Here is a 24,757-nt window from a genome sequence, read left to right as displayed (position 1 = left end):
GTGGGAAGGGCTCGTCAGGTCTTGTTCAGGATGCCCTTCACCCACTCGTCGATCGGCGCGGGCGCAAATCGACACGAGCGGGAAGAAAAGTTTCGCCTCGGGGCACGCGTGGGCGTGGCACGCTTGTCGACCATGGCCGATCTGCCCGAACCCCGCTTCCTCGACGAACGAGTCGCCCACTGGGCGGCCACCACCCCCGACGCCGAGGCGATGGACTATTTCGACCGCAACTGGACCTGGGCGCAGTGGGACGACCGGATCCGACGGCTGGCCGGGGCGCTGACCGAACGCGGCGTCGGGCGCGGGGATGTGGTGGCGTTTCTCGACAAGAACCATCCCGCGTGTGTCGAGACGACGATCGCCGCCGCGTCGCTGGGCGCCGCCACCGCGATCATCAACTTCCGGCTGGCCGCCGACGAACTCGACTACGTGCTCAACGACTCCGGCGCCAAGGTGCTGATCGTGGGCGCGGAGTTCATGTCCTCGATCGACCGGATCCGCGACAAGCTGACCAACATCGAGCACGTCATCGCCGTGACACCGGAAGGCGATGACGAGTACGAACAGATTCTCGCCGCGTCGACGCCGGTGCAGCGTTCCGAGGACGTGGAACCGGGCGACGTGGCGATCATCATGTACTCGTCGGGCACCACCGGCCGGCCCAAGGGTGTCGAGCTCACGCAGGCCAACATCATCGCCCACACCGTGAACGCCCACGAGGGCTTCGAGTTCGACGAGGGCGACAAGAACATGGTGTCGATGCCGCTGTTCCACGTCGGCGGTTCGTCCTACGTGCAGTTCGGCATTCACGACGGCTTCCCGAGCGTGATGACCCGTGACGTCGACGGCGCGGCGCTGGCGGGGGCGATCCTCAAGGGCGCCAACCGCACCTTCCTGGTGCCGGCGGTGCTGGCCAAGGTGCTCGAGTCGGGCGAGGACGCGGTCAAGCTGTTCGCCGCGCTGAAGACCTACGCCTACGGGGCGTCGCCCATGCCGCTGCCCCTGCTGCGGCAGGCGTTGCAGGCGTGGCCGGACACCGACTTCATCCAGGCCTACGGGCTCACCGAGGTGTGCGGTGTGATCAGCCATCTACTGCCCGAGGCGCACCGCGATCCCGGCCGCGAGGAGCGGCTCTCGAGCGCGGGCACGCTGGTCCCCAACGCCGAGGTGCGGGTCGTCGACCCCGACACCCTCGAGGACGTGCCCACCGGTGAGCAGGGCGAATTGTGGTTCAAGACACCGCAGTTGATGAAGGGCTACCACAACAAGCCGGAGGCCACCGCCGAGGCGATCACCGAGGACGGCTGGTTCCGCACCGGTGACATCGGCCGCGTCGACGACGGCGGCTACATCTTCGTCGAGGACCGGCTCAAGGACATGATCATCTCCGGCGGAGAGAACATCTACTCGATCGAGGTCGAGCGGGTGCTCGCCGAGCACGAGGCGGTGGTCGAGGTCGCGGTGATCGGTGTGCCCGACGACAAGTGGGGCGAGGTCGTCAAAGCGGTCGTCGTGGTCGAATCGGAGGTCTCGGAGAAGGACCTGATCGCGTTCGCACGCGAGCGGTTGGCCGCCTACAAGTGCCCCAAGTCCGTCGACATCACCGACGAGCTACCCCGTAACCCCACCGGCAAGGTCCTGAAAAAGGAACTGCGCAAACCGCATTGGGACGGCCGGGACCGCGCGACGGTCTAGATGCCGACGGCGACCTCGTTGCGGCGGCGGAACGGCAGCGTCCACGGCGGATCGTAGAACCACGCGGTCGTCTCACCGACGGGCTCGATGCCCTTGTCGCGCAACGTCGTGCGCAGCTCTTCGCCACGCCTGGCGATCGCGGCCGCACTGCGGTCACCGGTGAACTTCAGCACCGCGACGGTCTGGGGCGGCACGGTCACCAGCCGGACGTTCTCGTCGTCGGGTTCGGGCAGGGTCTCCATCGACCACTTCGACGGCATGAAGAACCGCACCGTCCAGCCGTCCTCGGCGCTGCCCGTCTGGGAGACGGGCGCGGTCATCGCGATCTCCTCCTTGGCGGACTGCTGGCTCACCGGCGCAGTCATCGCGATCTCGGTGTCGCGGTGGTTGCCGCCGAAGATGTAACCCGCGAGCCGACGGAACCCGGTGTTGAGGGCTTTCTGCTTGTCACCGCTGACGGTGGTCTCGGCGGCGATCCGCGAGCCGTACTGCCGGATCTCGACGGTGTCGGTCAGCGGGCGCTTGATGTAGTGGGGCTCCTCGACGGTCCGCACACCAACGATCGACAGCGCGGACTCCCCGAGCTGGCCGGCGAACTTGACGATGCGATTGACCACGGGCTCATCCTCCTTCTCACCTCGGGCGGCTACCCGCACCGAGCTCGACGCAACCTTTCTTCGTCGCCATGACGTCTCCGGATGGGTGGCGGCAGCGCACCCCGAACGCCATCACGGCGCAGGCTGGGCCCACTGCGCGATCAGCGATCGCCGGTGCGCGGCCTCCGCCTCGCTGACGGGCCCGGCCAGCGAAGCCGTCATCGCGTCGATGGCCTCGCGGTGGCGCCCGTCCCGGGCCAGGATCTCCGCACGCACGGCGTGCCAGCGGTGGTCGGGCTCCAGCTCGGCCAACGCAGCCAGGCCGGCGGCCGGTCCCGCGTGTTCGGCGACGGCGACCGCGCGCGCCAGTCGGCCGGCCGAGGTCGGTTGCACGTCGACCAGCAGCGTGTAGAGCCGGACGATCTCCGCCCAGTCGGTGTCGCGGTAGGTCGCGGCGCGGGCATGCTCGGCGGCGATGGCGGCCTGCAACTGATAGGGGTCGGCGATTCCATCGGAGCGGCGCAGCGATGCGTCGAGCAGACGGCACCCCTCGGCGATCGAGGCCCGGTCCCAGGCCTGGCGGTCCTGCTCGGCCAGCACGATCGGACGACCCTCTGGGTCGGTGCGCGCGCCGCGGCGGGCCTCGGTCAGCAACAGCAGCGCCAGCACCGACATCGGCGCGCCCTCGTCGGGCATCAGGTCGAGCACGAGCCGGGCGAGCCGGATCGCCTCCCGGCAGCCGTCCACGTCGCTGAGGTCCGGACCCGACGTCGCGGTGTGGGCGCTGGTGTACAGCGTGTACACGACCGCGCAGACCGCGGCGAGCCGCTGGGGAAGTTCGGCGGCCGACGGCACCTGGTAGGGGATACCGGCGCGAGCGATCTTGGCGCGCGTGCGGGTCAGCCGCTTGGCCACGGCGGCCTCGGAGCTCAGTAGCACCGAGGCGATCTGCGCCGTCGACAGCCCACACAGCACCCGCAGCGCGAGGGTCACCTGAGCGTCGAGCGACAGCGCGGGGTGGGCGCAGGTGAAGATGAGCCGCAGCAGGTCGTCGTGGACCACCGGCTCGGGAGGGTCCTCGTCGACACGCAGGTCCATGGCGGCACGTTCCTTCGTGGTCCGGGAGCCTTCGCGGCGCAGGACGTCGATGGCGGCGCGTCGGGCGGTGACGGTCAGCCATGCCCGCGGTGAGTCGGGAATGCCGGTGACCGGCCACTGCCGCAGCGCCCGCATCGCGGCCTCCTGGACCGCGTCCTCGGCGATGTGCAGATCGCCGACGATCCGGACCAGGGTGGCCAGGATGCGCGCACCCTCGGCCCGGATCGTCTCGGCGACCTGCTGATCGACTGAGGTCACCCGCCGAAGTCGATGACCGGACGGACCTCCACCGCCCCACCACCCCAGGCTGCGGGGATGTCCGCGGCGATGCGCAGGGCCTCGTCGAGGTCGGCGGCTTCGATGAGGTAGAAGCCGGTCAGCGCCTCCTTGGTCTCGGCGTACGGGCCGTCGCTGAGCACGACCTCTCCGCCGCGGGCGCCGCGAACCCGCACCGTGGTCGCAGTGGAGGTCGGGTACAGCGCGGCGCCACCACGGATCGACGCGCCGTGCGTTGCGCCGAACTCGCCGTACTCCGCCATCTCGGCGGCGTGCTCGGGCGCCGTCCAGTCGACGTCGGCGGCGTAGTTGATGGCGGCGTACTGAGGCATCGTGTTCTCCTTTGTTGGGGTGATCCCACTGTTGGGATCACAACAGGAAGACGAACGGGACGCACGGAAAAGGACATCAGTGCGCGGCGCGTGATTCCACGTGCGCCTTGAGCTGGTCGAGGTCCTTGACGTGCAGGGAGCGCACCCGGCGGCTCATGGCAGCCTCGACCAGGTGACGCAGGCCCGGCGGCAGTGGTGCGGCCTCGCTGGCCGAATACCTCGGTCTGTCGCGCGGATCCGTCACCGCACTCGTCGATCGGCTCGAAGCTGCAGGCCTGGTCGAGCGCCGCGCCGCCGAGCGGGATCGGCGCAGTGTGCTCGTGGCCCTGCGCGATCCGACGTGGCGCGCACTCGCCGAGATCTACCGGCCCCTTGGCCAGGCTGTCGCCGCGGCCGGCGCCGCTCTCAGCGAACGTGACCGCCGCGCGCTGGTGCGGGGGCTCGGCCGGATCACGGCCGCGTTCGCGCAGGCGCAACCGTCGGCTGCCGGATGATCGGAGCGATGGACCTCGCCGACATCCTCGACCGCCTGCACGTCGTCGCCCTGCCGATGCGGGTGCGCTTCCGCGGGATCACCACGCGGGAGGTGGCGCTGATCGACGGCCCGGCCGGCTGGGGCGAGTTCGGGGCCTTCGTCGAGTACGGACCCGCCGAGGCCGCGCACTGGCTCGCCGCGGGTCTCGAGGCCGCGTACCAGCCGATGCCGTCGACACTGCGCGACCGGGTCCCGATCAATGCGACCGTCCCCGCCGTGCCGGCCGCGCAGGTCCCCGAGGTGCTCGCCCGGTTCCCCGGCGCGCGCACCGCCAAGGTGAAGGTGGCCGAAGCCGGGCAGTCGCTGGCCGATGACGTCGCGCGCGTCAACGCCGTCCGCGCCCTCGTCCCGACGGTGCGGGTCGACGCCAACGGCGGCTGGAGCGTCGAGGACGCCGTGACCGCGGCCGCGGCACTCACCGCCGACGGGCCGCTGGAGTACCTCGAGCAGCCGTGCGCGACGGTGCCCGAACTGGCGGAGGTGCGCCGCCGCGTCGACGTCCCGGTCGCCGCCGACGAGAGCATCCGCAAGGCCGATGACCCGCTACATGTGGTGCGCTCGGGTGCGGCCGACGTCGCGGTGCTCAAGGTGGCGCCGCTGGGCGGGGTGCGCGCGATGCTGGCGATCGCCGCGCAGATCGACATCCCGGTGGTGGTGTCGAGTGCGCTGGACTCGGCGGTCGGCATCGGCGCCGGACTCGTCGCCGCGGGATGCCTGCCCGAGCTGAGGCACGCCTGCGGGCTCGGCACCGGCGGCTTGTTCGTCGAGGACGTCGCCGGCCCGTTGGTGCCGGTCGACGGCTTCCTGCCCGCGGCCGCGGCGGCCCCCGACCCGGCCCGGATCGCGGCGTTGGCGGCACCGCCCGCACGCCGGCAGTGGTGGATCGAGCGCGTCCGGGAGTGCCACCCACTCGTGTCCTGATCTGTGGGGTGCATGGCCTGGACGCCATCGCGGTGGTCGCTGACACTGAGGACATGGCGCAACGGGTGCTGATCCTCGGCTTCGAAGGAGTCCAGGCGCTCGACATGGTGGGCCCGTTCGAGGTGTTCACGGGGGCGACGCTGTACGCGCACGCCCACCACGCCGACGGCTACGACGTCCGCGTCGTCTCGGCACACGGCGCGCCGGTCAGCACCGGCACCGGGCTGACGCTCGTCGCCGACCCACTGCCCGATCCTGGCGGGCCGGTCGACACCGTCGTGCTGCCCGGCGGCTACGGCACCGAGACTGCGCGCAAGGACCCCGACCTGATCGACTGGATCGCCGCCGTGGCCCCGCACGCCCGCCGCGTGGTCAGCGTCTGCACCGGCGCGGTGCTGGCCGCGCAGGCCGGCCTGCTCGACGGCTGCGTCGCCACCACGCACTGGGCGTTCGCGCCGCAGCTGGCCTCGGAGTTCCCCGCGGTCACCGTCGACCCGGATCCGATCTTCGTCCGCAGCTCGTCGAAGGTGTGGACGGCCGCGGGCGTCACCGCCGGAATCGATCTGGCGCTCGCACTCGTCGAGGACGACCTCGGCACCGAGGCCGCGCAGACGGTAGCCCGCTACCTGGTGATGTATCTGCGCAGGCCGGGCGGGCAGACGCAGTTCGCCGCGCCGGTGTGGATGCCGCGCGCGCGGCGCACCCCGATCCGCGACGTGCAGGAGGCCATCGAGGCCGCACCCGGCGGCGCTCACAGCATCGCCGAGCTGGCGCGCCGCGCCGCGATGAGCCCGCGGCACTTCACCCGGGTGTTCACCGAGGAGGTCGGCGAGGCGCCCGGCGCCTACGTCGAGCGCGTGCGCGTCGAGGCGGCCCGCCGTCAGCTCGAGGAGACCGACGACCCCGTCGCCGTCATCGCCGCGCGCTGCGGGTTCGGCTCCTCGGAGACGCTGCGCCGCAACTTCGTCCGCCGTCTCGGCGTTTCGCCCGACCGGTATCGAAAGACGTTCGCCTGAAAGGAGATCGGCCATGCAGGTCGCGATCGTGCTCTATCCCGGGTTCACCGCCCTGGACTTCATCGGCCCGTACGAGTGCTTGCGTTGGCTGCCCGAGACCGAGGTCCGTTTCGTCTGGCACCAGCCGGGTCCCATCGCCGCGGACTCCCAGGTGCTGCTCGTCGGGGCCACGCACAGTTTCGACGAGACCCCGTCGCCGGACATCGTGCTGATCCCCGGGGGGATGACCACGCTCGAGCACGCCCGCGACAAAACAGTGCTCGACTGGGTACGGCGCGCGCACGCGACGTCGACGTGGACCGCGTCGGTGTGCTCGGGGTCGGTGATCCTGGCCGCCGCGGGTCTGCTCGACGGCAAGCGGGCGACATCGCACTGGGCGGCGCTGCCGGTGCTGCGGACGTTCGGGGCGGTGCCGGTCGGCGACGAGCGCATCGTGCCGGCCGACGACCACCTCGTCACCTGTGCAGGGGTGTCGGCGGGGATCGACCTCGGGCTGTGGCTGGCCGGCCGCATCGGCGGAGAGGCCAAGGCCAAGGCCATCCAGCTGTCGATGGAGTACGACCCACAGCCGCCGTTCGATTCCGGGCACATGTCGAAGGCGTCGGCGTCGACCAAGGCCGCCGCCACCGCGCTGATGGCCCGCGACCTGGCCAAACCCGCCTCGCTCGCGGCGGCCGGCGGCCTGATGTGGGACGCGGCGCTCGCGCGCGTTCGCCGCGGTCGCCGCTGACGCCGAGACTGCGCCCAGGGCGGCATTTTCGGGCGAATCGCCACCGTGGACGCAGTCTGGACGGACTCCAGTAGCCTCGTCGGGGTGAATTTGGCCTACGACGACCGCGGCACCGGCGATCCGGTGCTCTTCATCGCTGGTCGCGGGGGCGCCGGTCGCACCTGGCATCTGCATCAGGTGCCCGTCTTCGCCCGCGCGGGCTACCGATGTGTGACGTTCGACAACCGCGGGGTCGGCGCGACCGAGAACGCCGACGGCTTCACCACCGAGACCATGGTCGGTGACGTCGTGGACATCATCGAGCAGCTCGGTCTCGCTCCGGTGCGGATCGTCGCGCTGTCGATGGGCTCCTACATCGCCCAGGAGCTGATGGTCGCCCGCCCCGAACTGGTGCGCTCGGCAGTGCTGATGGCCACCCGCGGCCGCCACGACCGCACCCGCGATTTCTTCTGGAAGGGTGAGCAGGCGCTGGCCGACTCCGGGATCGAACTCCCCGTTGAGTTCGAGGCGAAAGTGCGCCTGCTGGAGAGCTTTTCGCCGAAGACCCTGAACGACGACAATGCCATCCGCGACTGGATCGACATGTTCACGATGTGGCCGCAGAAGCCGACGCCCGGCATGCGCACGCAGTTGTCGATCGCGCCGCAGAGCAGCCGGCTGGCCGCCTATCAGAACGTGCAGACCCCGGCTCTGGTGATCGGGTTCGCCGATGACGTCGTGCTGCCCTCCTACCTCGGCCGCGAGGTCGCCAACGCGATGCCCAACGCGACGTTCCTCGAGATTCCGGGCACCGGCCACCTCGGCTTCATCGAGAAGCCGCAGGTGGTCAACACCGCGATCCTCAATTTCTTCGCCGATACGCTGTAGTGGTGAACCCCTCGACGGCGCAGGCCCGGGTGGTCGTCGACGAACTGGTGCGCGGCGGCGTCCGCGACGTCGTGCTGTGCCCCGGCTCGCGCAACGCCCCCCTCGCCTTCGCGCTGCACGACGCCGACCGCGCCGGCCGGCTGCGCCTGCATGTGCGCATCGACGAACGCACGGCCGGCTTCCTGGCCATCGGCCTGGCGGTCGCCGAAGGTGCGCCGGTGTGCGTGGCGATGACGTCGGGCACCGCGGTGGCCAACCTGGGGCCCGCGGTGGTGGAGGCCAACTACGCCCGCGTGCCGTTGATCGTGCTGTCGGCGAACCGGCCCTATGAGCTGCTCGGCACCGGCGCCAACCAGACCTTCGAGCAGCTCGGCTACTTCGGCACCCAGATGCGCGCCAACATCAGCCTCGGTCTCGCGGAGGACGCCCCCGAGAAGATGGCATCCCTCAACGCACAGTGGCGGTCGGCGACGTGCCGGGTGGTGGTCGCCGCGACGGGCGCTCGCTCCGCCAACGCCGGGCCGGTGCAGTTCGACATCCCGCTGCGCGAGCCGCTGGTGCCCCCGGTCGACGAGCCGGGCGCCGCGTACGCGCCGGAGGGTCGCCCCGACGGCCGGCCGTGGACGATCACCCCGCCGGTCACCTTCGATCAGCCGCTCGACATCGATCTGACGCCCGACACCGTCGTCATCGCCGGGCACGGCGCGGGCGTGCATCCGAATCTCGCGCATCTGCCCACCGTCGCCGAGCCGACGGCGCCCTACGCGCGTACTCCGCTGCATCCGTTGGCGCTCAACCTGATTCGGCCCAAACAGGTGATCATGCTGGGCCGTCCGACGCTGCACCGCCCGGTGTCGGCGCTGCTGGCCGATCCGTCGATCCCGGTGTACGCGCTGACGACGGGCCCGCGCTGGCCGGACGTGTCGGGCAATTCGCAGGCGACGGGCACGCGGGCGGTCACCTCCGGCGCGCCGGCGCCGGACTGGCTCGATCGTTGCGCCGAGGCCCACCGGCACGCCTGCGAGGCGGTGCGCGGTCAGCTGGCCGCCCACCCACTGACCACGGGGCTGCACGTCGCCGCGGCGGTGGCCGACGCGGTCCGACCCGGTGACCAGCTGGTGCTCGGCGCCTCGAACCCGGTGCGCGACATCGCGCTGGTGGGCTTCAACACCGCCGAGGTCAAGGTGCGCTCCAACCGCGGCGTGGCCGGCATCGACGGCACGGTGTCGACGGCGATCGGGGCGGCGCTGGCGCACCGGGGCCGCACGATCGCGCTGATCGGGGATCTGACGTTCGTGCACGACAGCTCGGGCCTGCTGGTCGGGCCGACGGAGCCGATGCCCGCCGACCTGACCATCGTGGTGTCCAACGACAACGGCGGCGGCATCTTCGAACTGCTCGAACAGGGCGATCCGCGGTTCACCGACGTGTCCTCCCGCATCTTCGGCACCCCGCACGACGTCGACGTCGGTGCGCTGTGCCGCGCCTACCACGTGGAGAGCCGGCAGATCGAGGCTGCCGAGCTGCCCGCGGCGCTCGAGGAACCGCACGACGGGATGCGGGTGCTCGAGGTCAAAGCCGACCGGTCGTCGCTGCGGGCGCTGCACGCGTCGATCAAGGCGGTGCTGTGAGCGCACTGCTCGCGCGGCTGAAGGCGTTGTGGCAGTTCGTTATTCCGCATCTCTACGGGGAGCCGGGGGAGACGCGGCGCGGCCGGGTCCTGCGCAGGATCAGGATCGGCATCGTGGTGGCGGCCTGTCTGGTGACCCTGCAGTCGGTGCTGCTGATGGTCGGCGCGTGGCGCAACGACCGCCAGATCGAGCGCCACATGGGTGTGGCGGAGGCCACCGTGCTCGACGCGGGACCGCGGCGGTCGACGATCGAGTTCGTCACGCCCGACCGGGTGACCTACCGGCCCGAGCTCGGTGTGCTGTACCCCTCCGAATTGGAGAACGGTATGCGCATCTACGTCGAATACGACGTCAACAACCCGGATCTGGTGCGGGTGCAGGACCGTGACGCGTCGCTGGCGATCATCCCCGCGGCATCGATCGCGGTGGTCGGCTGGCTGGTGGCCGGGGCCGCCCTGGGTGTCACCGCCTTGGTGCAGCGCCGCATCGATTCCGGGGCGGTTCCTCAGGACGCGACGAGCTGATCGAGCCAGGTGTCGTCGGACAGGTCGATCTTCTCGCCGGTCTTCAGGTCGACGACCGTCGGGGTTCCGGTGCTGACCGGGTCGACGTCGTAGAGCAGGCTGAAGTTCGCCTCCTCCATCGCCGCGACGTCGACCGCCTCTTGATCGCGGGACACGTTGTCGGCCACTGCTTCTGGTAGACCTGCACCCCGGGCGATGTCGCGCAGCTCGTCACCGGTGAACGCCGGACCGCCCGGATCCTGCTGCGCCCACAGCTCTTCGACGAAGTGTTGGAACTGCGTGCCGGTGGTGGTCGCGTCTCCGGTCGGCTCGGCGGCGACGAACATCGCGTTCGCCACCGTCGCCGAATAGCCGCTCTCAGTGTCCTGGTCGAGGAACGTCAGGGGACGGTAGGTGACCTGAAGACCGCCCACGGTCACGTAGTACGCGATCTGGTCCCCGAACTGCTGCTGCAGCTCGTGGCAGTGGGTGCACTGCGGCTCGGTGAAGATCTCGATGTGCCCCGGGGCGTCGTCGTAGCCGGCGACGATGCCGAACCCGTCGTCGGACAGGGCCAGCGGCGCGGTGGCGGGATCGGGCCGGGCGGTGCCGGTGACGTCCTTCGAGCAGCCGCCGACGCCGAGCATCAGCCCGATCGCCGCGACAGCGAGCACCGTCCGCGTTCTGCGCATGTCCCGAAGAATAACGCCGCAGAACCCGCAGTTCGTGCGACATATCCCTGTCGGCAACCTCCGGGACAGGTGGCGATGTCACCGTCATCGTGTGCGCGTCGCCATCGTCGCAGAATCGTTCCTCCCGAATGTCAACGGCGTCACCAACTCGGTGCTTCGGGTGATGGAGCATCTCCGTCGCACCGGGCACGAGGTGCTCGTGATCGCCCCGGACACGCCGCGCGGCCAGCCCGCGGCCGACAAGGTGCACGACGGGATCCGGGTGCACCGGGTGCCGTCGATGATGTTCCCCAAGGTGACCTCGCTGCCGCTGGGCGTCCCGCGGCCGCGGATGGTGGGGGTGTTGCGCGGCTTCGACCCCGATGTCGTGCATCTGGCCTCTCCCGCCCTGCTGGGCTGGGGCGGGGTGCACGCCGCGCGTCATCTCGGGGTGCCGACCGTCGCGGTGTTCCAAACCGACATTGCCGGGTTCGCCCAGAGCTACGGCGTCGGCGTCATGTCGCGCGCCGCGTGGACATGGACCCGACGCCTGCACAGCAAGGCCGACCGCACCCTGGCGCCGTCCACGGCGGCGATGGACGACCTTGTCAGCCATGGCATTCCGCGCGTACACAAGTGGGCGCGCGGAGTGGACGTCACCGGCTTCGCTCCCTCTGCGCGCGACGAGCGCCTGCACCGGTCGTGGTCGCCGCATGGTAAGCCCGTCGTCGGGTTCGTCGGTCGGCTGGCCCCGGAGAAGCACGTGGAACGGCTTGCGGTGCTGGCCGCGCGGGACGACGTGCAGGTCGTCGTCGTGGGGGATGGGGTCGACCGGCCGAAGCTGGAGGCGGCGCTGCCGGGTGCCGTCTTCACCGGCGCGCTGTACGGCGCCGATCTCGCGGCGGCGTACGCCAGCATGGACGTGTTCGTCCATCCCGGCGAGCACGAGACGTTCTGCCAGGCGGTGCAGGAGGCGATGGCCTCCGGTGTGCCGGTCATCGCGCCCGATGCCGGCGGCCCGCGTGACCTGGTCGCCCCGTACCGCACCGGGCTGTTGTTGCCTGTGCCCGAGTTCACCGAGCGGTTGTCGGCGTCGGTGCACCACCTCGTCGCCGAGCGGCGGCGTTACGCGGTGGCGGCGCGGCGCAGTGTGGTGGGCCGCACCTGGCCGGTGATCTGCGACGAACTGCTCGGCCACTACGACGATGTGGCAGGCAGGCGCGGAGCGCGCGCCGCGTAACTTGGGGGCTGTGCACCCCGAGCAGAAGATCGACGCCGGCGCGCTGACAGGCGTCTCCGAAACAGCCCTTCTGACGCTCAACGGACGAGCGCACCAGGCGCGGCTTCCGAATGCCATCCTCGACGACCCGATGGCCATCCGCCTGGTCGATGCGATCGACTTCGACTTCGACAAGTTCGGTCGTCGCAAGGGTCAGGAGATGGCGCTGCGCTCACTGGCTTTCGATCGCGCAACCACGGCGTATCTGTCCCGCTATCCGTCGGCGATGGTCGTCGCCCTCGCCGAGGGGCTGCAGACCACCTTCTGGCGCCTCGACGCCGCGCTGCCCGATCCCCGATTCCGATGGCTGACAATTGATTTCGAACCGATCATCGCGTTGCGTCGACGTCTGCTGCCGTCGTCGGCGCGCATCACCGCCCTCGCGCAATCGGCTCTCGAATTCAGCTGGATGGACGCGGTCGACACCAGCCAGGGCGTGGTCATCACCGCCGAGGGCCTGCTGATGTACCTGCAACCCGACGAGGCGATGCGCCTGATCACCGCGTGCGCGCAGCGGTTCCCCGGCGGCCAGATGATCTTCGACCTGCCGCCTGTGATGGTGAAGAAGCTCGCGCCGAAAGGCATGCGCTCGTCCTCGCGCTACCGGGTGCCGCCGATGCCGTTCAGCCTGTCCGCCGCGCAGCTGGCGGCGCTGGTCGACACCGTGCCGGGGATCACGGCCGTGCACGATCTGCCGATGCCCCGCGGACGCGGCTTCTTCTTCGAGCGGGTGTTCCCGACGTTCTGGGCGTGGAGGCCGGTGAGGAACCACCGCGGTTCCTACACCCTGCTCGAGTTCGGCTGAGGACCGCGCAGGGTTTGCCGGCGGCCTGCGCGGGTACAGAGCCGATGGCTCTGCTGCTGGGATCTGACGGCGGCGCAGCAATGTGTCGACGGCTCAGCGGAGAGCGAGGATTTCATGATCGGTGCCCTGTACGACGCCGCTCTGACCGGCCGGCGATGTTGGATCCGCGGTGCGGACTATCAGACCCGGGTGCTGCCCGTCGATCGGTGGCTCGGCGAGTGTGACGACGATCCGTTCGACGCCGCGCTGGCCGCCCGTGCCGAAGGCCCGACCGTCGACCTGGCGTGCGGACCGGGACGTTTCGCGGCGTGGCTGGCCCGCCAGGGCATCCCCGCTGTCGGGATCGACCAGTCGGCCGTCGCGGTGCACCTGGCCGAGCAGCGCGGTGCCCGGGCGCTGCGCGGCGACGTGTTCGACATGCTGCCGCGCGAGGGCTGGTGGCAGACCGTGCTGCTGGCCGACGGCAACGTCGGCATCGGCGGGGACCCGATGCGGCTGTTCAACCGCTGCCGGGCGCTGCTGCGCGACGGCGGACACTGCGTCGTCGAATTCGATCCGGCCGTCACCGGCTCGACGACCACGATGGTCCGCCTGGAAACCGACGACGAGGTCGGTCCCTGGTTCGAGTGGGCGTCGGTCGGCCTCGACGCGGTCGAGGAGTTCGGTCAGCGAGTGTCGTTGCGCCTCAAGGACGTCGAGATCATCGGCGAGCGCGGCATGGCCGAGCTCGCCGCGATCTGACTCAGCCCTGCGCTTCCACCGCGACCGGCTGCCACTGCTCCCAGGTGGCCAGCCGCTTCTCGTAGTCCGCCTTGGCCAGCTCCAGCGGCAGTTCGCCGAAGAACACCCGCAGCGGCGGCTCGTCGGCGTCGACGACCTTGAGGATGGCCCGCGCCGAGGCGGTCGGATCGCCCGGCTTCGCGCTGCGCGACGCCCGCCACTCGGCGGCCTTCGCGTGGATCTCGGCGTAATCGGGCAGTTCTTCGGCGTGCTTGGCCGACGGGCCCGCCCAGTCGGTGGAGAAACCGCCCGGCTCGATCAGCGTGACGTGCACGCCGAAGTCGGCGACCTCCTGGGCGAGCGCCTGGGAGAAGCCCTCCAGCGCCCACTTCGAGGCGTGGTAGATGCCGACGTTGGGGAACGCGGTGATGCCGCCGATCGACGACACCTGGATGATGTGCCCGCTGCGCTGGGCGCGCAGCAGCGGCAGCGCGGCCTGGGTGACCCACAGCGCCCCGAACACGTTGGTCTCGATCTGATCGCGGGCTTCCTGCTCGGAGAGCTCTTCGATGAACCCGAACTGCCCGTAGCCGGCATTGTTGACGACGATGTCGAGCCGGCCGAAGTGGTCGTGGGCCTGCTGGACGGCCGCGAAGTCGGCGTCGCGGTCGGTGACGTCGAGGCGGATCGGCAGCAGCGCGTCGCCGTACTTGGTCGTGAGGTCGTCGAGGGTGGACAGGTCTCGGGCGGTGGCGGCGACCTTGTCGCCGCGCTCGAGCGCCGCGATCGTCCACTCGCGCCCGAAGCCGCGCGACGCACCGGTGATGAACCAGACTTTTTCACTCATGTCCTAGGTCAAGGCCGTCGACCCCGCGGGCATTCCCGGCGCCGGGATCTGCACAGAAACCTGCCAGGCGGGACCGGTGATACGTTCGGCCCTGTGAACCGCGCGTCGCTGGAGAAGGACCCCCATGAGGTGGCGTCGATGTTCGACGGCGTGGCGCGGCGCTACGACCTGACCAACACCGTGCTCTCGTTGGGGCAGGACCGGTTCTGGCGGCGGGCCACCCGGGAGGCGCTGGGAATCGCGCCCGGGGACAAGGTCCTCGACCTGGCGGCCGGCACCGCGGTGTCGACCGCCGAGCTGGCGACGTCGGGGGCGTGGTGCGTGGCGGCGGACTTCTCGGTCGGCATGCTGGCCGCGGGTGCCGCGCGGCCGGTGCCCAAGGTGGCCGGCGATGCGACCAAGCTGCCGTTCGCTGACGGCGTGTTCGACGCGGTGACGATCAGCTTCGGATTGCGCAACGTGGTCGACCACGTCGCCGGGCTGCGGGAGATGGCACGCGTGACGCGGCCGGGCGGCCGGCTGGTGGTCTGTGAGTTCTCCACGCCGACGAACGGACCGTTCGCGACGGTGTACAAGGAGTACCTGATGAAGGCGCTGCCGGCGATGGCCCGCGCGGTGTCGTCGAACCCGGACGCCTACGTCTATCTCGCGGAGTCCATCAGGGCGTGGCCCGATCAGGCCGAGCTGGCCCGTCGTATCGAGGCCGCCGGCTGGACCGATGTCGCCTGGCGCAACCTGACGGGCGGCATCGTGGCGCTGCACGCCGCCACCAAACCCTGACGGAGACCCCTCACCTCTCTCCGCGAGCGTGCGTGTCTGCGGGCAACACGCCGCCCATTTCCGCGAGTTCGCGCACGTTCGCGCCCCGCGAAAGCCGCCCGGCCGCACACCCATTCCCGTTAGCGTCACGACCATGCTGCACGGACGCCGCGCCGATCCCGATGCCACCCTCGCCACCGACCCCCGCTCCGATCCGCGGATGGTCGCCGCCCTGGCCGCTTTCGGTCTGACCGAGCGGCTGCCGTCGTCCGGCCTCGGCGTCGACTCCCCGCTGGCGGAGCGCCTCGCCTACGCGACGATGAGCGAGCAGGGCATCGGCGCCATCTTCGACGCCCTCGCCCAGGACATCGCGCCGCCGGCGGGCGTCACGACCATCACGACGACGATCACCGGCGCCGACGGCAACGACGTCACGCTCTTCATCAGCCGGCCAACCGACGCGTCCGGTCCGCTGCCGGCGATCGTGCATCTGCACGGTGGCGGCATGGCGATCGCCAGCGCCGCCGATATGCCGTACGTCCGGCTGCGCGAGCATCTGGCCGCGACGGGCCTCGTCGTCATCGGCGTCGAATTCCGCAACTCCGGCGGCAAACTCGGTCCGCACCCGTACCCGGCGGGTCTCAACGACTGCGCCTCGGCCGCTCGCTGGGTCGACGAGCAGCGCGGCGAACTCGGCGTCGGCCACATCGTGGTTTCCGGAGAATCCGGCGGCGGGAACCTGACATTGACCCTGGCGCACAAGGCGAAACGCGAGGGATGGATCGACCGGATCGCGGGCTTCTACGCGCAGTGCCCGTTCATCTCCAACCGGTGGCTCGACGCGGGCGACGAGCTGCCGTCGCTGGTGGAGAACGACGAATACTTCATCAGCCGTGAGCAGTTGGCCATCCTCGGCTCGCTGTACGATCCGGACGGGCGCCATGTCGACGACGCGGCGTGCTGGGCGTACGTGGCGACCGACGACGAGTTGGCCGGACTGCCACCGCATGTCATCTCGGTCAACGAACTCGACCCGCTTCGCGACGAGGGGCTGCAGTACTACCGCAGGCTGCTGCGGGCGGGCGTGCCGACCGTCGGGCGGGTGGTCGCGGGTACCTGCCACGGGGGAGATCTGTTGCTGGCGAGCGCGATGCCGGAGGTATTCGCCGCCAGCGTCCGCGACGTCAGCGGCTTCGCCCACTCGTTGAGGAGCGGCTAGTCCTGCTCCCACAGGCGCGCCGATTCCACGCCGACGTCTGCGTCGTGGATCTGCTGGAAGTTGCGCCCGCCTCGGGCGAACGTCGCGAGAACAGCCGACGGACAGCGCATTTCGACCAGCGGCGTATCCCGCCAGCGGCACGGCCGGACGTGCACGAGGTCGACGTCTTCGCCGTCGGCGTCGTAGACGTACGGTCCGGTCAGCCGGCCCAGCCAGAACAGCCCGTCGCCGTCGCGGGTCCACACGAACGACCCGTCGGGCACCTCGGCGAAGCGTGACACCCGCCGCGCCGGGACGTCGAAGCGGCCGAACCCGCACAGACCCTCCCGCAGGCCGCGCTCCACCCCCGCGTGCGCGTCGATGTCGTCTCGGCGCGACCGCATCGGCGCCCGGTACACGGACGTCACGTGAACGGGCGGCGGGCGTCCACGCGGCCCGACAGCCGGCCTGCGCCGCGCCACACCCGGGCCACCACGTCCTCGTCCTCGTCGGTGACGAAGTTGCCCATCACCCGCACGGCCACCGTCATCAACGCCGACGACCGCATCGCGACCGGTCCCGTGGCCGGCAGGAACCGGGGGAACGTCAGCAGCAGCGCCAGCCGGCGCGCGATCGAGAAGCCACGCGCGTAGTGCGCATGCAGTACTGCCGGCCAGGCCTGCGAGTAGTCGCCCGAGCCCAGCATCTCCGCGGCCAGCCGCCCGGTCTCCAGGCCGTAGTCGATGCCCTCGCCGTTGAGTGGGTTCACACACGCCGCGGCGTCCCCGATCAGCATCCAGTTCGGCCCGGCCACGCCGGACACCGCGCCGCCCATCGGCAGCAGCGCCGAGCGCCCGGCCCGTGGATCACCGTCGAAGCCCCACTCGTCGCGACGCAGCGCGGTGTAGTGGTTCATCAGCGGCCGCAGCGCCGCGTCGGCGGGCCGCTTCGACGTCGCCAGCGCGCCGACGCCGATGTTCACCTCGCCGGTACCGAGCGGGAAGATCCAGCCGTAACCGGGCAGCACCTCGCCGGCCGGTGAGCGCAGCTCCAGGTGCGACGTGATCCACGGTTCGTCGTGCCGCGGGGTCGCGATGTAGCCGCGGATCGCGACGCCGTAGACGGTGTCCTTGTGCCACTCGCGGCCCAGCGCCCGGCCCAGTGTCGACCGTGCCCCGTCGGCGACGATCAGGTCCGCGCAGCGCACCACCTCACCGGAGTCGAGCATCACCGCCGACACCCGGCCAGTCGAATCGCGCTGCACGTCAACCGCTTTGACGCCCAACTTCATCTTCGCGCCGTCGTCGACGGCCACCAGCCGGATACGCTCGTCGAGTTCCGTGCGTGGCACTGCGCTCGACAGCGGCGGGAACGACCGACCCGGCCACGGAATCTCCACGTCGGCGCCGAAGCCCGACATCCGCAAACCGTGGTGGGTGATCCGGCCGTCCAGCCACCCGCCGAGGCCCAGCCGCCGCATCTCGGCCACCGCCCGCGGGGTCAGGCCGTCGCCGCACGCCTTGTCGCGCGGGAACGACGCCGCGTCGATGACCAGTACCTCGCGCCCGGCGCGCGCGGCCCACGCCGCGGCCGACGAACCAGCCGGCCCGGCGCCGACGACGACCAGGTCAGCGCTCGTCTCCATGACTCCCAGTATGTTGGCTGTGTGAGGACACCGGCGAACGTGGTGGCGGGAGTGGACTTCGGCGATGCCGAGTTCGCCCAGGACGTCCGTGACGGAGTGGCCCGGATCGAGACGCTCATGTCGGAGGAACTCGGCCGCGCCGACGAGTTGATGGCCGAGGCCGTCACGCATCTGTTCGAGGCCGGCGGCAAGCGGTTCCGCCCGCTGTTCACGGTGTTGTCGGCCCAGCTCGGCCCGGAACCGGACGCCTGGCAGGTCACCGTCGCGGGCGCGGTCATCGAGCTGGTGCACCTGGCGACGCTGTACCACGACGACGTCATGGACGAGGCGCAGGTGCGTCGCGGGGCGGTCAGCGCCAACGCCCGGTGGGGCAACAACATCGCGATCCTGGCGGGGGATTACCTGTTCGCGACGGCATCACGCCTGGTCAGCAGGCTGGGCCCGGACGCCGTGCGGATCATCGCCGACACCTTCGCGCTGCTGGTCACGGGCCAGATGCGGGAGACCCGCGGCGTCGCCGAGCACGTCGACGAGGTCGAGCACTACCTGAAGGTGGTTTACGAGAAGACGGCCTGCCTGATCGCGGCGTCGGGCCGCTTCGGTGCGACGTTCTCGGGCGCCGACGACGATCAGATCGAGCGGCTGAGCCGGCTCGGCGGGATCGTCGGCACCGCGTTCCAGATCTCCGACGACATCATCGACATCGACAGCGACCCCGACGAGTCCGGCAAGGTCCCCGGCACCGATCTGCGGGAGGGCGTGCACACGCTGCCGGTGCTCTACGCGCTGCGCGAGACGGGGCCCGACGCCGACCGGCTGCGGGAACTGCTGGCCCGTCCACTCGACGACGACGCCGACGTGGCCGAGGCGCTGCGCCTGCTGCGCTCCTCGCAGGGCATCACCAGGGCCAAGGAGACGGTGGCCGGGTACGCCCGGCAGGCCGAGGAGGAGCTCGCCGCGCTGCCCGACGGCCCCGGCCGTCAGGCGCTGGCCACGCTGGTCGACTACACGATCAACCGGCACGGCTGAGTACTGCGGAACCTGCGCGGCGTCCCCGAGCGTTGAATGAGCGAATGAGTTGTGCAGGTGTGGTGAGGAGGAACCCGCGATGACCTGGCATCCGCACGCCAACAGGGCCAAGACGTTCCTGTTGCTGGTGGTTTTCTCGGGTCTGATCGTTGCTGTCGGCGCGATGTTCGGGCGCAACATCATGTTCCTGGCGGTGCTGTTCGCCCTCGGCATGAACGCCTACGTGTACTTCAACAGCGACAAGCTGGCGCTGCGCGCAATGCACGCACAGCCGGTCACCGAGATGCAGGCGCCGGTGATGTACCGGATCGTGCGGGAGCTGGCCACGACGGCACGTCAGCCGATGCCGCGGCTCTACATCAGCGACACCGCCGCCCCCAACGCGTTCGCCACCGGTCGCAACCCGCGCAACGCCGCGGTGTGCTGCACGACGGGCATCCTGGGCATGCTCAACGAGCGCGAGTTGCGCGCGGTGCTCGGTCACGAGCTCTCCCACGTCTACAACCGCGACATCCTGATCAGCTGTGTGGCCGGGGCGATGGCGTCGGTGATCACCGCGCTGGCCAACCTCGCGTTCTTCGCGAGCATGTTCGGCGGCAACCGCGAGGGCGGCGCGAATCCCTTTGCAATCCTTCTGGTTTCGCTGCTCGGCCCGATCGCGGCGACGGTCATCCGGCTGGCGGTGTCCCGCTCGCGGGAGTACCAGGCCGACCAGTCCGGCGCCGAGCTCACCGGCGACCCGTTGGCGTTGGCCAGCGCGCTGCGCAAGATCAGCGCCGGGGTGGAGCGGGCGCCGCTGCCGCCCGAGCCGCAGCTGGCCGACCAGGCGCACTTGATGATCGCCAACCCGTTCCGCTCCGGCGAGAAGATCGGCAAGCTGTTCGCGACCCACCCGCCGATCGCCGACCGCATCGCCCGCCTGGAGGCCATGGCCGGTCGGGGGCCCGGCCAGTACTGACGGGACCGTCAGACTTTCTCCCCTGACGATGCGCGCCCGGGGGCCACCCGCTTATGGTGTGCGACGTGCTGACGAGAATCCTGATCGGCGTCGCGGCCGCCGCCGTGTGTGCCGCGCCCGCCGTCGCCTCCGCCGATCCGTCGCCGCTCAACGTCAACGCGCTGCCGCCGATCAATCCGCAGCCGTTCGCCTCGCCGGACGGCGCCTGGTACTCGTTCGCCGCGCCCGGGGGTGTGACGTGCGTGATGGACCGCCAGACCGGCAGCTACGGGTGCAACGGATCGCTGCCGGGTGCGCCGGGCGGCGCGAACGTCGTCACCGGCTGGGCGGGCGGGCCGCCGGGGTTCGGGCACGCCAACGGGCCGATGTACGGCACGACGGCCAACCCGCTGCCGCTGCCGGCCAACACCCGGATGAGTTTCCGCACCGTCAGCTGCGGCACCGACGGCGTCATCACCTCCTGCACGAACACCGTCGACCAGTCCGGCTTCGTCATCAGCCCGACCGGCAGCTACGCGTACTGAGGTCCTCGCTAACGCGGCCGGCCCTTCCGGCGACATCTAGGCTGTGACCGTGTCGAGCAGAGCTTTCCTCGGTGCTGCGTGCGTCGCCGCGGCCGGTGTCCTCAGTGCGTCCGGTCTCGCGGGCGCCCAGCCCGCGCCGCCCACTCCGCCGCCGACGCCGCCGGCCCCTAACGTGAACGCGTGGGCGCCCGCCAACCCGAAGAACTACGCGGTCTTCGACGGCGCCGCCTACGCGTTCAGCGCCAACGGCCTGACCTGCATGCTGCAGCGCTCCGGCGGCTACGGCTGCAACGGTGTGCTGCCCGGCGCCCCGGAGGGCGCCAACCTGGTCAGCGGTTCGGCCGGTGGGGTGCCCGGCTTCTCGGTGGCGCCCGCCCCGATCTACGGCGGCCCCGTCAACGCGCTGCCGCCGAACACCCGGCTCAGCTTCGGCGACGTCAGTTGCGGCGGCGACGGCACCCTCACGGCATGCGTCGACAACCGCAACCAATCCGGTTTCGTGGTCAGCCCGTCGGCGTCCTGGATCGTCAACGAGGTCAACCCGCTGCTGGCCCGCCCTGACGGCACCAACCCCTTTTTCAACTGACTCAGAAGCCGGACCCGAAGACTTCGTGGCCCGGCTTCTCCACCATCAGCCCGTGGTAGGCGTCCTCGACCGTCGAGCCGTGGTTGACCACGCCGTCGACCTCGCGCGCGATCGGCATCGAGATGCCGAGCTCCTCGGCGAACGACATGATCACGCTGGACGCCTTCACCCCTTCGGCCACCTGGTTCATCGAGGAGATGATCTCGTCGATCGGCTTTCCGGCGCCCAGCTGTTCGCCGACGTGCCGGTTGCGGCTGCGCTGGCTGGTGCACGTCACGATCAGGTCGCCCATGCCGGCGAGCCCGGCGAAGGTGTCGCGGTGCCCGCCCAACGCCTCGCCCATCTTCGACATCTCGCGCACGGCGCGGGCCATCACCATCGCGCGGGTGTTCTCCCCGATGCCCAGTGAGTAGCCCATGCCGACCGCGATCGCATAGACGTTCTTCAACGCCCCCGCCATCTCGACGCCTACCACGTCATCGGTGGTGTAGGTGCGGAAACGCTTGGTGCGGAACAGGTTCGCCAGGTTCGCGGCCAGATGCTGGTCGGGCATGGCCAGTACCGCGGCGGCCGCGTAGCCCTCGGCTACCTCCCGGGCGATGTTGGGGCCGGCCAGGATTCCGGCCGGATGGCCGGGCAGTACCTCGTCGACCACCTGGCTCATCCGGTAGTTCGTGCCCTGTTCCAGCCCCTTCACCAGCGACACCACCGGCACCCACGGCCGTAGCGTCGACGCGAGTTCGGTGAGTACACCGCGGAATCCGTGCGACGGCACCCCCATCACGATGACGTCGGCGCACTCGGCGGCCTCGACGAAGTCGGTGGTCGCCTTCAGGGTGTCCGCCAGCTCCACCTCGTTGCCGAGGTATTTCGTGTTGCGGTGGTGGTTGTTGATGTCATCGGCGGTCTCCTGCGAACGCACCCACTGCAGCGTCGGACCCCGCCGCGCGCAGATGGACGCCACGGTGGTGCCCCAGGATCCGCCCCCGAGGACGACGACTTTGGGTTCGCGCTGTGCAGGTGCCATGAGTGACCACATTAGGGCGGCGGCGGAGGCTCGAGGGCCGGTTTCGGACCGATCGGTGCGCCGACGGGTGTGCGGGAGTGGGCATAATGAGAACGACTTTGCTGAGGGGGTTGGCGTTTGTCGGTCACGGTATCGACGGTCGAGGCATCCGATCCGCAGGGCCTGACGACGGCCGCGGATCGACTCGGCGGCACGATCGCCGATCTCGACGGCGCGATCACCGAGCAGCGCCGAGCACTGGACCGGATGCGCGCCGCATGGCGGGGAACGGCGGGCGACGCGGCGATCGCCAAGGCCGAGCAGAATCTCACCGAGCAGCTGCAGCTGAAGGCTCGGTTGGAGTCGGTGCGGGCGGCGCTGGCCGCCGGAGGCTCTCAACTCGAGGCCACCCGCGACGCGTTGGTGGGCATCGTCGGGACGCTGCGGGCCGCGGGGTGGACGGTCACCGACGACGGTCGCGCGATCGCGCCGATCTTCCCGCCGCTGCTCAAGCAGTTCGAACCCGGCTTCACCGCGGTCATCCAGCGATTGCTCCAGCTGTTCGATCGGATCGACGCCGCCACCGCGGGCGCGGTGCGCACCGCGATCGGCGGCGTCCCGCCGGCCACGCCGCCTGGCACGCCGCTGCCGGCACCGCCGCCGCCCGGGGCATCGGCCGAGCAGGTCAAGCAGTGGTGGGACTCGCTCAGCGACGCCGACCGGAAACGACTGACCGATGCCGCGCCCCGCGGGCTGGGCAATCTCGACGGGCTGCCCGTCGAGGTGCGTGACCAGCTCAACCGCACGGTGATGGACCGTGACATCGCGCGGGTGGAGCACGCCGCGAGCGCCAACGGGGTCGGCGCCGACGAGGTGGCTGCCCACCCGGAGCGCTACGGGCTCAATCGCGCGGACGCCATCGCCTATGAGAACGGGCTCAAGGCCCGCCAAGGGCTCAAGCATCAGGCCGAGGGCGACAACCCGGCGCGGCCGCGCAAGACCTACCTGTTCGGTTACGACCCGCTGGCGTACAACGGTCAGGGCACCGCGGCCATCGCACTGGGCAACCCCGACACGGCCGACAACATCGGGGTGATCGTGCCGGGCACCGGCAGCAGCCTGGAATCGGACTGGCTCAACAGCGGCCGCAATGACGGCATCAACCTGCTCGACCAGATGGGCAAGGCTGACCCGACCAAGCAGAACGCGGTCATCATGTGGATGGGCTACGACGCGCCCGATAGCTTCACCGATCCGCGTATCGCCAACCCCGAGCTGGCCCGCGCCGGTGGCGCGCTGCTGGCCGGCGACGTCAACAGCCTGCACGTCACGCACACCGGGGCCGGACAGCCGAACATCACCGTGCTCGGCCACTCCTACGGGTCGACGACGGTTGCCGACGCGTTCGCCGGCAGCGGGATGAAAGCCACCAATGCGGTGCTGATCGGTTGTCCGGGAACGGATCTGGCGCACTCGGCGGCGGACTTCAACCTGCAGGGCGGGCAGGTGTACGTCGGCAACGCCTCGACCGATCCGGTCGGCTGGATCGGTGCCAGCGACATGGCGGCCGACGTGCTCAACGGCCCGCTGGCCGATCCGCTGGGTGTGTCGGTGGGGTTGGGCGACGACGCGTCGGCGGAGTCGTTCGGCGCCGTGCGGTTCCATGCGGAGGTGCCCGGCTCCAACCTGCCGGACTTCGACGACCACTCGTACTACTACACGATGGGCAGCGAGTCGCTGTACAGCATGTCCGCGATCGCATCCGGGCACGGGGATGCGCTCGGCGAACTCGGCATGCTGGCGGACGGGCGGGCCGCGCCGACCGTCAGCACGCCCGATCGGATCCCGACTCCGTTCGGCGACATCCCGTTGCCGCACACCGATATTCCGCTGGGGCCGGCGATCCTCGACCCCGAGGCGCCGCGCGACAACGGCGCGGTCACCTCCGACCACCGATTCGACGGAAGACCCATCTAGTGATGACCCGACTGCTGTCCACGCTGCTGATCGCGCTCGCCCTGGGAGGCTGCCACATGTCCGATTCCGGCCCGGCCCAAGACAATCCGTACGACGAGCCGGAGAACACGCTGTCCGACGAGCAGACCCGCGCGCAGGTCGTCGACCCGGCGGTGGCCGTGGTCCGCGCCGTGAAACTGGACGATGTGACGGGCGGCTTCTCGTTCGGATCGTGCAACGACCAGGGTGAGCCGCCGTTCCAGGGCCGGGTCGAGGTGGCGTTCAAGCTGCCTGCCGACCCGGGCGCGGTGTACGCGCAGATCCGCGACGCGCTCGTCGCGCAGGGCTGGGCGAGCGGCGCGCCGGCCGGGCAGGTCGTGCACGGCGACTCGCTCCACCGCGACGGCGTGACGGCCGCCGTCGGGCCGCGCGTCGCCGACCCCGGCTACGGCGCGCTGCAGATCTACGGGGAGTGCCGCAACATGGGTGACCACGGGTCCGACGGCCCGGTCGACATCACCCCCGAATTGCGTTGAGACTGCGCCTAGGGCGGCGAAAGTGGAGAAAAACCCGC

Annotated in this window: 28 protein-coding genes and 1 pseudogene; 20 read left to right on the top strand and 9 right to left on the bottom strand. The window is 70.5% G+C overall.

The annotated features are described in order from the left end of the window. Window positions 1-132 precede the first annotated feature (132 nt). Window positions 133-1,695: a long-chain-fatty-acid--CoA ligase gene (locus tag MCHUDSM44219_RS23420; protein ID WP_048420660.1), complete on the top strand. Its 1,563-nt coding sequence runs from the start codon at window positions 133-135 to the stop codon at window positions 1,693-1,695. Here the strand turns inward: MCHUDSM44219_RS23420 and MCHUDSM44219_RS23415 are convergent. The 4 genes from MCHUDSM44219_RS23415 to MCHUDSM44219_RS30075 all read right to left on the bottom strand — a co-directional run bounded on the left by MCHUDSM44219_RS23415 (window position 1,692) and on the right by MCHUDSM44219_RS30075 (window position 4,241). Continuing rightward, the gene (locus tag MCHUDSM44219_RS23415) at window positions 1,692-2,312 is read right to left on the bottom strand and encodes an SOUL family heme-binding protein (RefSeq protein WP_048420659.1); all 621 of its coding nucleotides are present in this window, start codon (window positions 2,310-2,312) and stop codon (window positions 1,692-1,694) included. The genes MCHUDSM44219_RS23420 and MCHUDSM44219_RS23415 overlap by 4 nt on opposite strands. 111 nt (window positions 2,313-2,423) lie before the next feature. Then, entirely contained in the window at window positions 2,424-3,647 is a 1,224-nt protein-coding gene (locus MCHUDSM44219_RS23410) for an RNA polymerase sigma factor (protein WP_048420658.1), read from the bottom strand. After that, complete coding sequence (locus MCHUDSM44219_RS23405) at window positions 3,644-3,997, bottom strand: YciI family protein (protein ID WP_048420657.1); 354 nt, start codon at window positions 3,995-3,997, stop codon at window positions 3,644-3,646. The genes MCHUDSM44219_RS23410 and MCHUDSM44219_RS23405 overlap by 4 nt, the downstream gene beginning before the upstream one ends. Window positions 3,998-4,073: 76 nt before the next feature. Beyond that, window positions 4,074-4,241 (bottom strand): hypothetical protein, encoded by a 168-nt coding sequence (locus MCHUDSM44219_RS30075; RefSeq protein ID WP_157868783.1) that lies wholly within the window; start codon window positions 4,239-4,241, stop codon window positions 4,074-4,076. Between MCHUDSM44219_RS30075 and MCHUDSM44219_RS31775 the strand changes: the two are divergent. From MCHUDSM44219_RS31775 to MCHUDSM44219_RS23370, 8 genes and pseudogenes are all read left to right on the top strand, one after another. Further along, window positions 4,222-4,266 (top strand): annotated as a pseudogene (locus MCHUDSM44219_RS31775) (hypothetical protein); the annotation flags it as partial. The gene MCHUDSM44219_RS30075 and the pseudogene MCHUDSM44219_RS31775 sit on opposite strands and share 20 nt — an antisense overlap. Before the next feature lie 51 nt (window positions 4,267-4,317). Further along, a complete protein-coding gene (locus MCHUDSM44219_RS31310) occupies window positions 4,318-4,491 on the top strand; it encodes a hypothetical protein (protein WP_236695569.1) in 174 nt (57 codons plus the stop codon). Then, window positions 4,488-5,453 carry an o-succinylbenzoate synthase gene (locus tag MCHUDSM44219_RS23395; RefSeq protein ID WP_082162359.1) on the top strand — a complete coding sequence of 322 codons (966 nt, stop codon included), beginning with the start codon at window positions 4,488-4,490 and terminating at the stop codon, window positions 5,451-5,453. Before MCHUDSM44219_RS31310 ends, MCHUDSM44219_RS23395 begins: the two co-directional genes overlap by 4 nt. Window positions 5,454-5,506: 53 nt before the next feature. Beyond that, complete coding sequence (locus MCHUDSM44219_RS23390; RefSeq protein ID WP_048420698.1) at window positions 5,507-6,469, top strand: GlxA family transcriptional regulator; 963 nt, start codon at window positions 5,507-5,509, stop codon at window positions 6,467-6,469. A 13-nt stretch (window positions 6,470-6,482) separates the two neighbouring features. Continuing rightward, window positions 6,483-7,199, top strand: a complete 717-nt coding sequence (locus tag MCHUDSM44219_RS23385; RefSeq protein ID WP_048420655.1) for a DJ-1/PfpI family protein — start codon at window positions 6,483-6,485, stop codon at window positions 7,197-7,199. Window positions 7,200-7,283: 84 nt separating this feature from the next. Then, window positions 7,284-8,066 carry an alpha/beta fold hydrolase gene (locus MCHUDSM44219_RS23380; protein ID WP_048420654.1) on the top strand — a complete coding sequence of 261 codons (783 nt, stop codon included), beginning with the start codon at window positions 7,284-7,286 and terminating at the stop codon, window positions 8,064-8,066. Between the two features lie 2 nt (window positions 8,067-8,068). Then, entirely contained in the window at window positions 8,069-9,697 is a 1,629-nt protein-coding gene (gene menD, locus MCHUDSM44219_RS23375; protein WP_172506315.1) for a 2-succinyl-5-enolpyruvyl-6-hydroxy-3-cyclohexene-1-carboxylic-acid synthase, read from the top strand. After that, window positions 9,694-10,221 (top strand): DUF3592 domain-containing protein, encoded by a 528-nt coding sequence (locus MCHUDSM44219_RS23370; protein WP_048420652.1) that lies wholly within the window; start codon window positions 9,694-9,696, stop codon window positions 10,219-10,221. Before menD ends, MCHUDSM44219_RS23370 begins: the two co-directional genes overlap by 4 nt. On the opposite strand, the gene MCHUDSM44219_RS23365 is transcribed toward MCHUDSM44219_RS23370, so the two are convergent. Then, on the bottom strand, window positions 10,203-10,892 hold the full coding sequence (locus MCHUDSM44219_RS23365; RefSeq protein ID WP_048420651.1) for a DsbA family protein: 690 nt from the start codon (window positions 10,890-10,892) through the stop codon (window positions 10,203-10,205). The two genes, MCHUDSM44219_RS23370 and MCHUDSM44219_RS23365, sit on opposite strands and share 19 nt — an antisense overlap. Window positions 10,893-10,983: 91 nt before the next feature. Here MCHUDSM44219_RS23365 and MCHUDSM44219_RS23360 point away from each other — a divergent pair, with 91 nt between their 5' ends. From MCHUDSM44219_RS23360 to MCHUDSM44219_RS23350, 3 genes are all read left to right on the top strand, one after another. After that, on the top strand, window positions 10,984-12,111 hold the full coding sequence (locus MCHUDSM44219_RS23360; RefSeq protein WP_048420650.1) for a glycosyltransferase family 4 protein: 1,128 nt from the start codon (window positions 10,984-10,986) through the stop codon (window positions 12,109-12,111). Between the two features lie 10 nt (window positions 12,112-12,121). Next, window positions 12,122-12,955 (top strand): class I SAM-dependent methyltransferase, encoded by an 834-nt coding sequence (locus tag MCHUDSM44219_RS23355; protein WP_048420697.1) that lies wholly within the window; start codon window positions 12,122-12,124, stop codon window positions 12,953-12,955. A gap of 114 nt (window positions 12,956-13,069) precedes the next feature. Continuing rightward, a complete protein-coding gene (locus MCHUDSM44219_RS23350; RefSeq protein ID WP_048420649.1) occupies window positions 13,070-13,696 on the top strand; it encodes a class I SAM-dependent methyltransferase in 627 nt (208 codons plus the stop codon). A 1-nt stretch (window position 13,697) separates the two neighbouring features. Here MCHUDSM44219_RS23350 and MCHUDSM44219_RS23345 read toward each other — a convergent pair whose 3' ends face one another. Continuing rightward, window positions 13,698-14,522, bottom strand: a complete 825-nt coding sequence (locus MCHUDSM44219_RS23345; RefSeq protein WP_048420648.1) for an SDR family oxidoreductase — start codon at window positions 14,520-14,522, stop codon at window positions 13,698-13,700. A gap of 93 nt (window positions 14,523-14,615) precedes the next feature. Here MCHUDSM44219_RS23345 and MCHUDSM44219_RS23340 point away from each other — a divergent pair, with 93 nt between their 5' ends. Both MCHUDSM44219_RS23340 and MCHUDSM44219_RS23335 read left to right on the top strand, forming a co-directional pair. Beyond that, entirely contained in the window at window positions 14,616-15,302 is a 687-nt protein-coding gene (locus MCHUDSM44219_RS23340) for a demethylmenaquinone methyltransferase (protein ID WP_048420647.1), read from the top strand. Between the two features lie 133 nt (window positions 15,303-15,435). After that, entirely contained in the window at window positions 15,436-16,500 is a 1,065-nt protein-coding gene (locus tag MCHUDSM44219_RS23335; protein ID WP_048420646.1) for an alpha/beta fold hydrolase, read from the top strand. Here the strand turns inward: MCHUDSM44219_RS23335 and MCHUDSM44219_RS23330 are convergent. Next, window positions 16,497-16,907 carry a hypothetical protein gene (locus tag MCHUDSM44219_RS23330; protein ID WP_048420645.1) on the bottom strand — a complete coding sequence of 137 codons (411 nt, stop codon included), beginning with the start codon at window positions 16,905-16,907 and terminating at the stop codon, window positions 16,497-16,499. The two genes, MCHUDSM44219_RS23335 and MCHUDSM44219_RS23330, sit on opposite strands and share 4 nt — an antisense overlap. Next, the gene (gene menJ, locus MCHUDSM44219_RS23325; RefSeq protein WP_048420644.1) at window positions 16,904-18,124 is read right to left on the bottom strand and encodes a menaquinone reductase MenJ; all 1,221 of its coding nucleotides are present in this window, start codon (window positions 18,122-18,124) and stop codon (window positions 16,904-16,906) included. The genes MCHUDSM44219_RS23330 and menJ overlap by 4 nt, the downstream gene beginning before the upstream one ends. A 21-nt stretch (window positions 18,125-18,145) precedes the next feature. On the opposite strand from menJ, the gene grcC1 reads away from it, so the two are divergent. The 4 genes from grcC1 to MCHUDSM44219_RS23305 all read left to right on the top strand — a co-directional run bounded on the left by grcC1 (window position 18,146) and on the right by MCHUDSM44219_RS23305 (window position 21,221). Further along, a complete protein-coding gene (gene grcC1, locus MCHUDSM44219_RS23320; RefSeq protein WP_172506316.1) occupies window positions 18,146-19,153 on the top strand; it encodes a nonaprenyl/(2E,6E)-farnesyl/geranylgeranyl diphosphat synthase in 1,008 nt (335 codons plus the stop codon). A gap of 79 nt (window positions 19,154-19,232) precedes the next feature. Then, on the top strand, window positions 19,233-20,111 hold the full coding sequence (htpX, locus tag MCHUDSM44219_RS23315; RefSeq protein WP_043405206.1) for a zinc metalloprotease HtpX: 879 nt from the start codon (window positions 19,233-19,235) through the stop codon (window positions 20,109-20,111). Between the two features lie 65 nt (window positions 20,112-20,176). Then, the gene (locus MCHUDSM44219_RS23310) at window positions 20,177-20,635 is read left to right on the top strand and encodes a hypothetical protein (protein WP_236695568.1); all 459 of its coding nucleotides are present in this window, start codon (window positions 20,177-20,179) and stop codon (window positions 20,633-20,635) included. A 43-nt stretch (window positions 20,636-20,678) separates the two neighbouring features. After that, a complete protein-coding gene (locus MCHUDSM44219_RS23305; protein ID WP_048420641.1) occupies window positions 20,679-21,221 on the top strand; it encodes a hypothetical protein in 543 nt (180 codons plus the stop codon). A 1-nt stretch (window position 21,222) separates the two neighbouring features. On the opposite strand, the gene MCHUDSM44219_RS23300 is transcribed toward MCHUDSM44219_RS23305, so the two are convergent. Then, window positions 21,223-22,248, bottom strand: a complete 1,026-nt coding sequence (locus MCHUDSM44219_RS23300; protein ID WP_048420696.1) for an NAD(P)H-dependent glycerol-3-phosphate dehydrogenase — start codon at window positions 22,246-22,248, stop codon at window positions 21,223-21,225. Window positions 22,249-22,365: 117 nt separating this feature from the next. Between MCHUDSM44219_RS23300 and MCHUDSM44219_RS23295 the strand changes: the two genes are divergently transcribed. Both MCHUDSM44219_RS23295 and MCHUDSM44219_RS23290 read left to right on the top strand, forming a co-directional pair. Then, the gene (locus MCHUDSM44219_RS23295; RefSeq protein ID WP_048420640.1) at window positions 22,366-24,204 is read left to right on the top strand and encodes an alpha/beta hydrolase; all 1,839 of its coding nucleotides are present in this window, start codon (window positions 22,366-22,368) and stop codon (window positions 24,202-24,204) included. A gap of 2 nt (window positions 24,205-24,206) precedes the next feature. Next, the gene (locus tag MCHUDSM44219_RS23290) at window positions 24,207-24,719 is read left to right on the top strand and encodes a lipoprotein LppJ family protein (RefSeq protein WP_048420639.1); all 513 of its coding nucleotides are present in this window, start codon (window positions 24,207-24,209) and stop codon (window positions 24,717-24,719) included. The last annotated feature ends 38 nt before the right edge of the window (window positions 24,720-24,757 follow it).

It is taken from the genome of Mycolicibacterium chubuense, assembly GCF_001044255.1.
Classification (GTDB): domain Bacteria; phylum Actinomycetota; class Actinomycetes; order Mycobacteriales; family Mycobacteriaceae; genus Mycobacterium; species Mycobacterium chubuense.
The sequence above is the reverse complement of the archived record's forward strand: the minus strand, read 5'-3'. Positions and strand labels throughout refer to the sequence as shown.

Excerpts from the sequence above, each read along its gene's own strand:
- MCHUDSM44219_RS23300 (WP_048420696.1), bottom strand. The coding sequence starts at position 22,248 with ATGGCACCTGCACAGCGCGAACCCAAAGTCGTCGTCCTCGGGGGCGGA.
- MCHUDSM44219_RS23350 (WP_048420649.1), top strand. The coding sequence starts at position 13,070 with ATGATCGGTGCCCTGTACGACGCCGCTCTGACCGGCCGGCGATGTTGG.
- MCHUDSM44219_RS23405 (WP_048420657.1), bottom strand. The coding sequence starts at position 3,997 with ATGCCTCAGTACGCCGCCATCAACTACGCCGCCGACGTCGACTGGACG.
- MCHUDSM44219_RS23395 (WP_082162359.1), top strand. The coding sequence starts at position 4,488 with ATGATCGGAGCGATGGACCTCGCCGACATCCTCGACCGCCTGCACGTC.
- MCHUDSM44219_RS23390 (WP_048420698.1), top strand. The coding sequence starts at position 5,507 with ATGGCGCAACGGGTGCTGATCCTCGGCTTCGAAGGAGTCCAGGCGCTC.
- menJ (WP_048420644.1), bottom strand. The coding sequence starts at position 18,124 with ATGGAGACGAGCGCTGACCTGGTCGTCGTCGGCGCCGGGCCGGCTGGT.
- MCHUDSM44219_RS23385 (WP_048420655.1), top strand. The coding sequence starts at position 6,483 with ATGCAGGTCGCGATCGTGCTCTATCCCGGGTTCACCGCCCTGGACTTC.
- MCHUDSM44219_RS23420 (WP_048420660.1), top strand. The coding sequence starts at position 133 with ATGGCCGATCTGCCCGAACCCCGCTTCCTCGACGAACGAGTCGCCCAC.
- MCHUDSM44219_RS23345 (WP_048420648.1), bottom strand. The coding sequence starts at position 14,522 with ATGAGTGAAAAAGTCTGGTTCATCACCGGTGCGTCGCGCGGCTTCGGG.
- htpX (WP_043405206.1), top strand. The coding sequence starts at position 19,233 with ATGACCTGGCATCCGCACGCCAACAGGGCCAAGACGTTCCTGTTGCTG.
- MCHUDSM44219_RS23365 (WP_048420651.1), bottom strand. The coding sequence starts at position 10,892 with ATGCGCAGAACGCGGACGGTGCTCGCTGTCGCGGCGATCGGGCTGATG.
- MCHUDSM44219_RS23290 (WP_048420639.1), top strand. The coding sequence starts at position 24,207 with ATGACCCGACTGCTGTCCACGCTGCTGATCGCGCTCGCCCTGGGAGGC.
- MCHUDSM44219_RS23335 (WP_048420646.1), top strand. The coding sequence starts at position 15,436 with ATGCTGCACGGACGCCGCGCCGATCCCGATGCCACCCTCGCCACCGAC.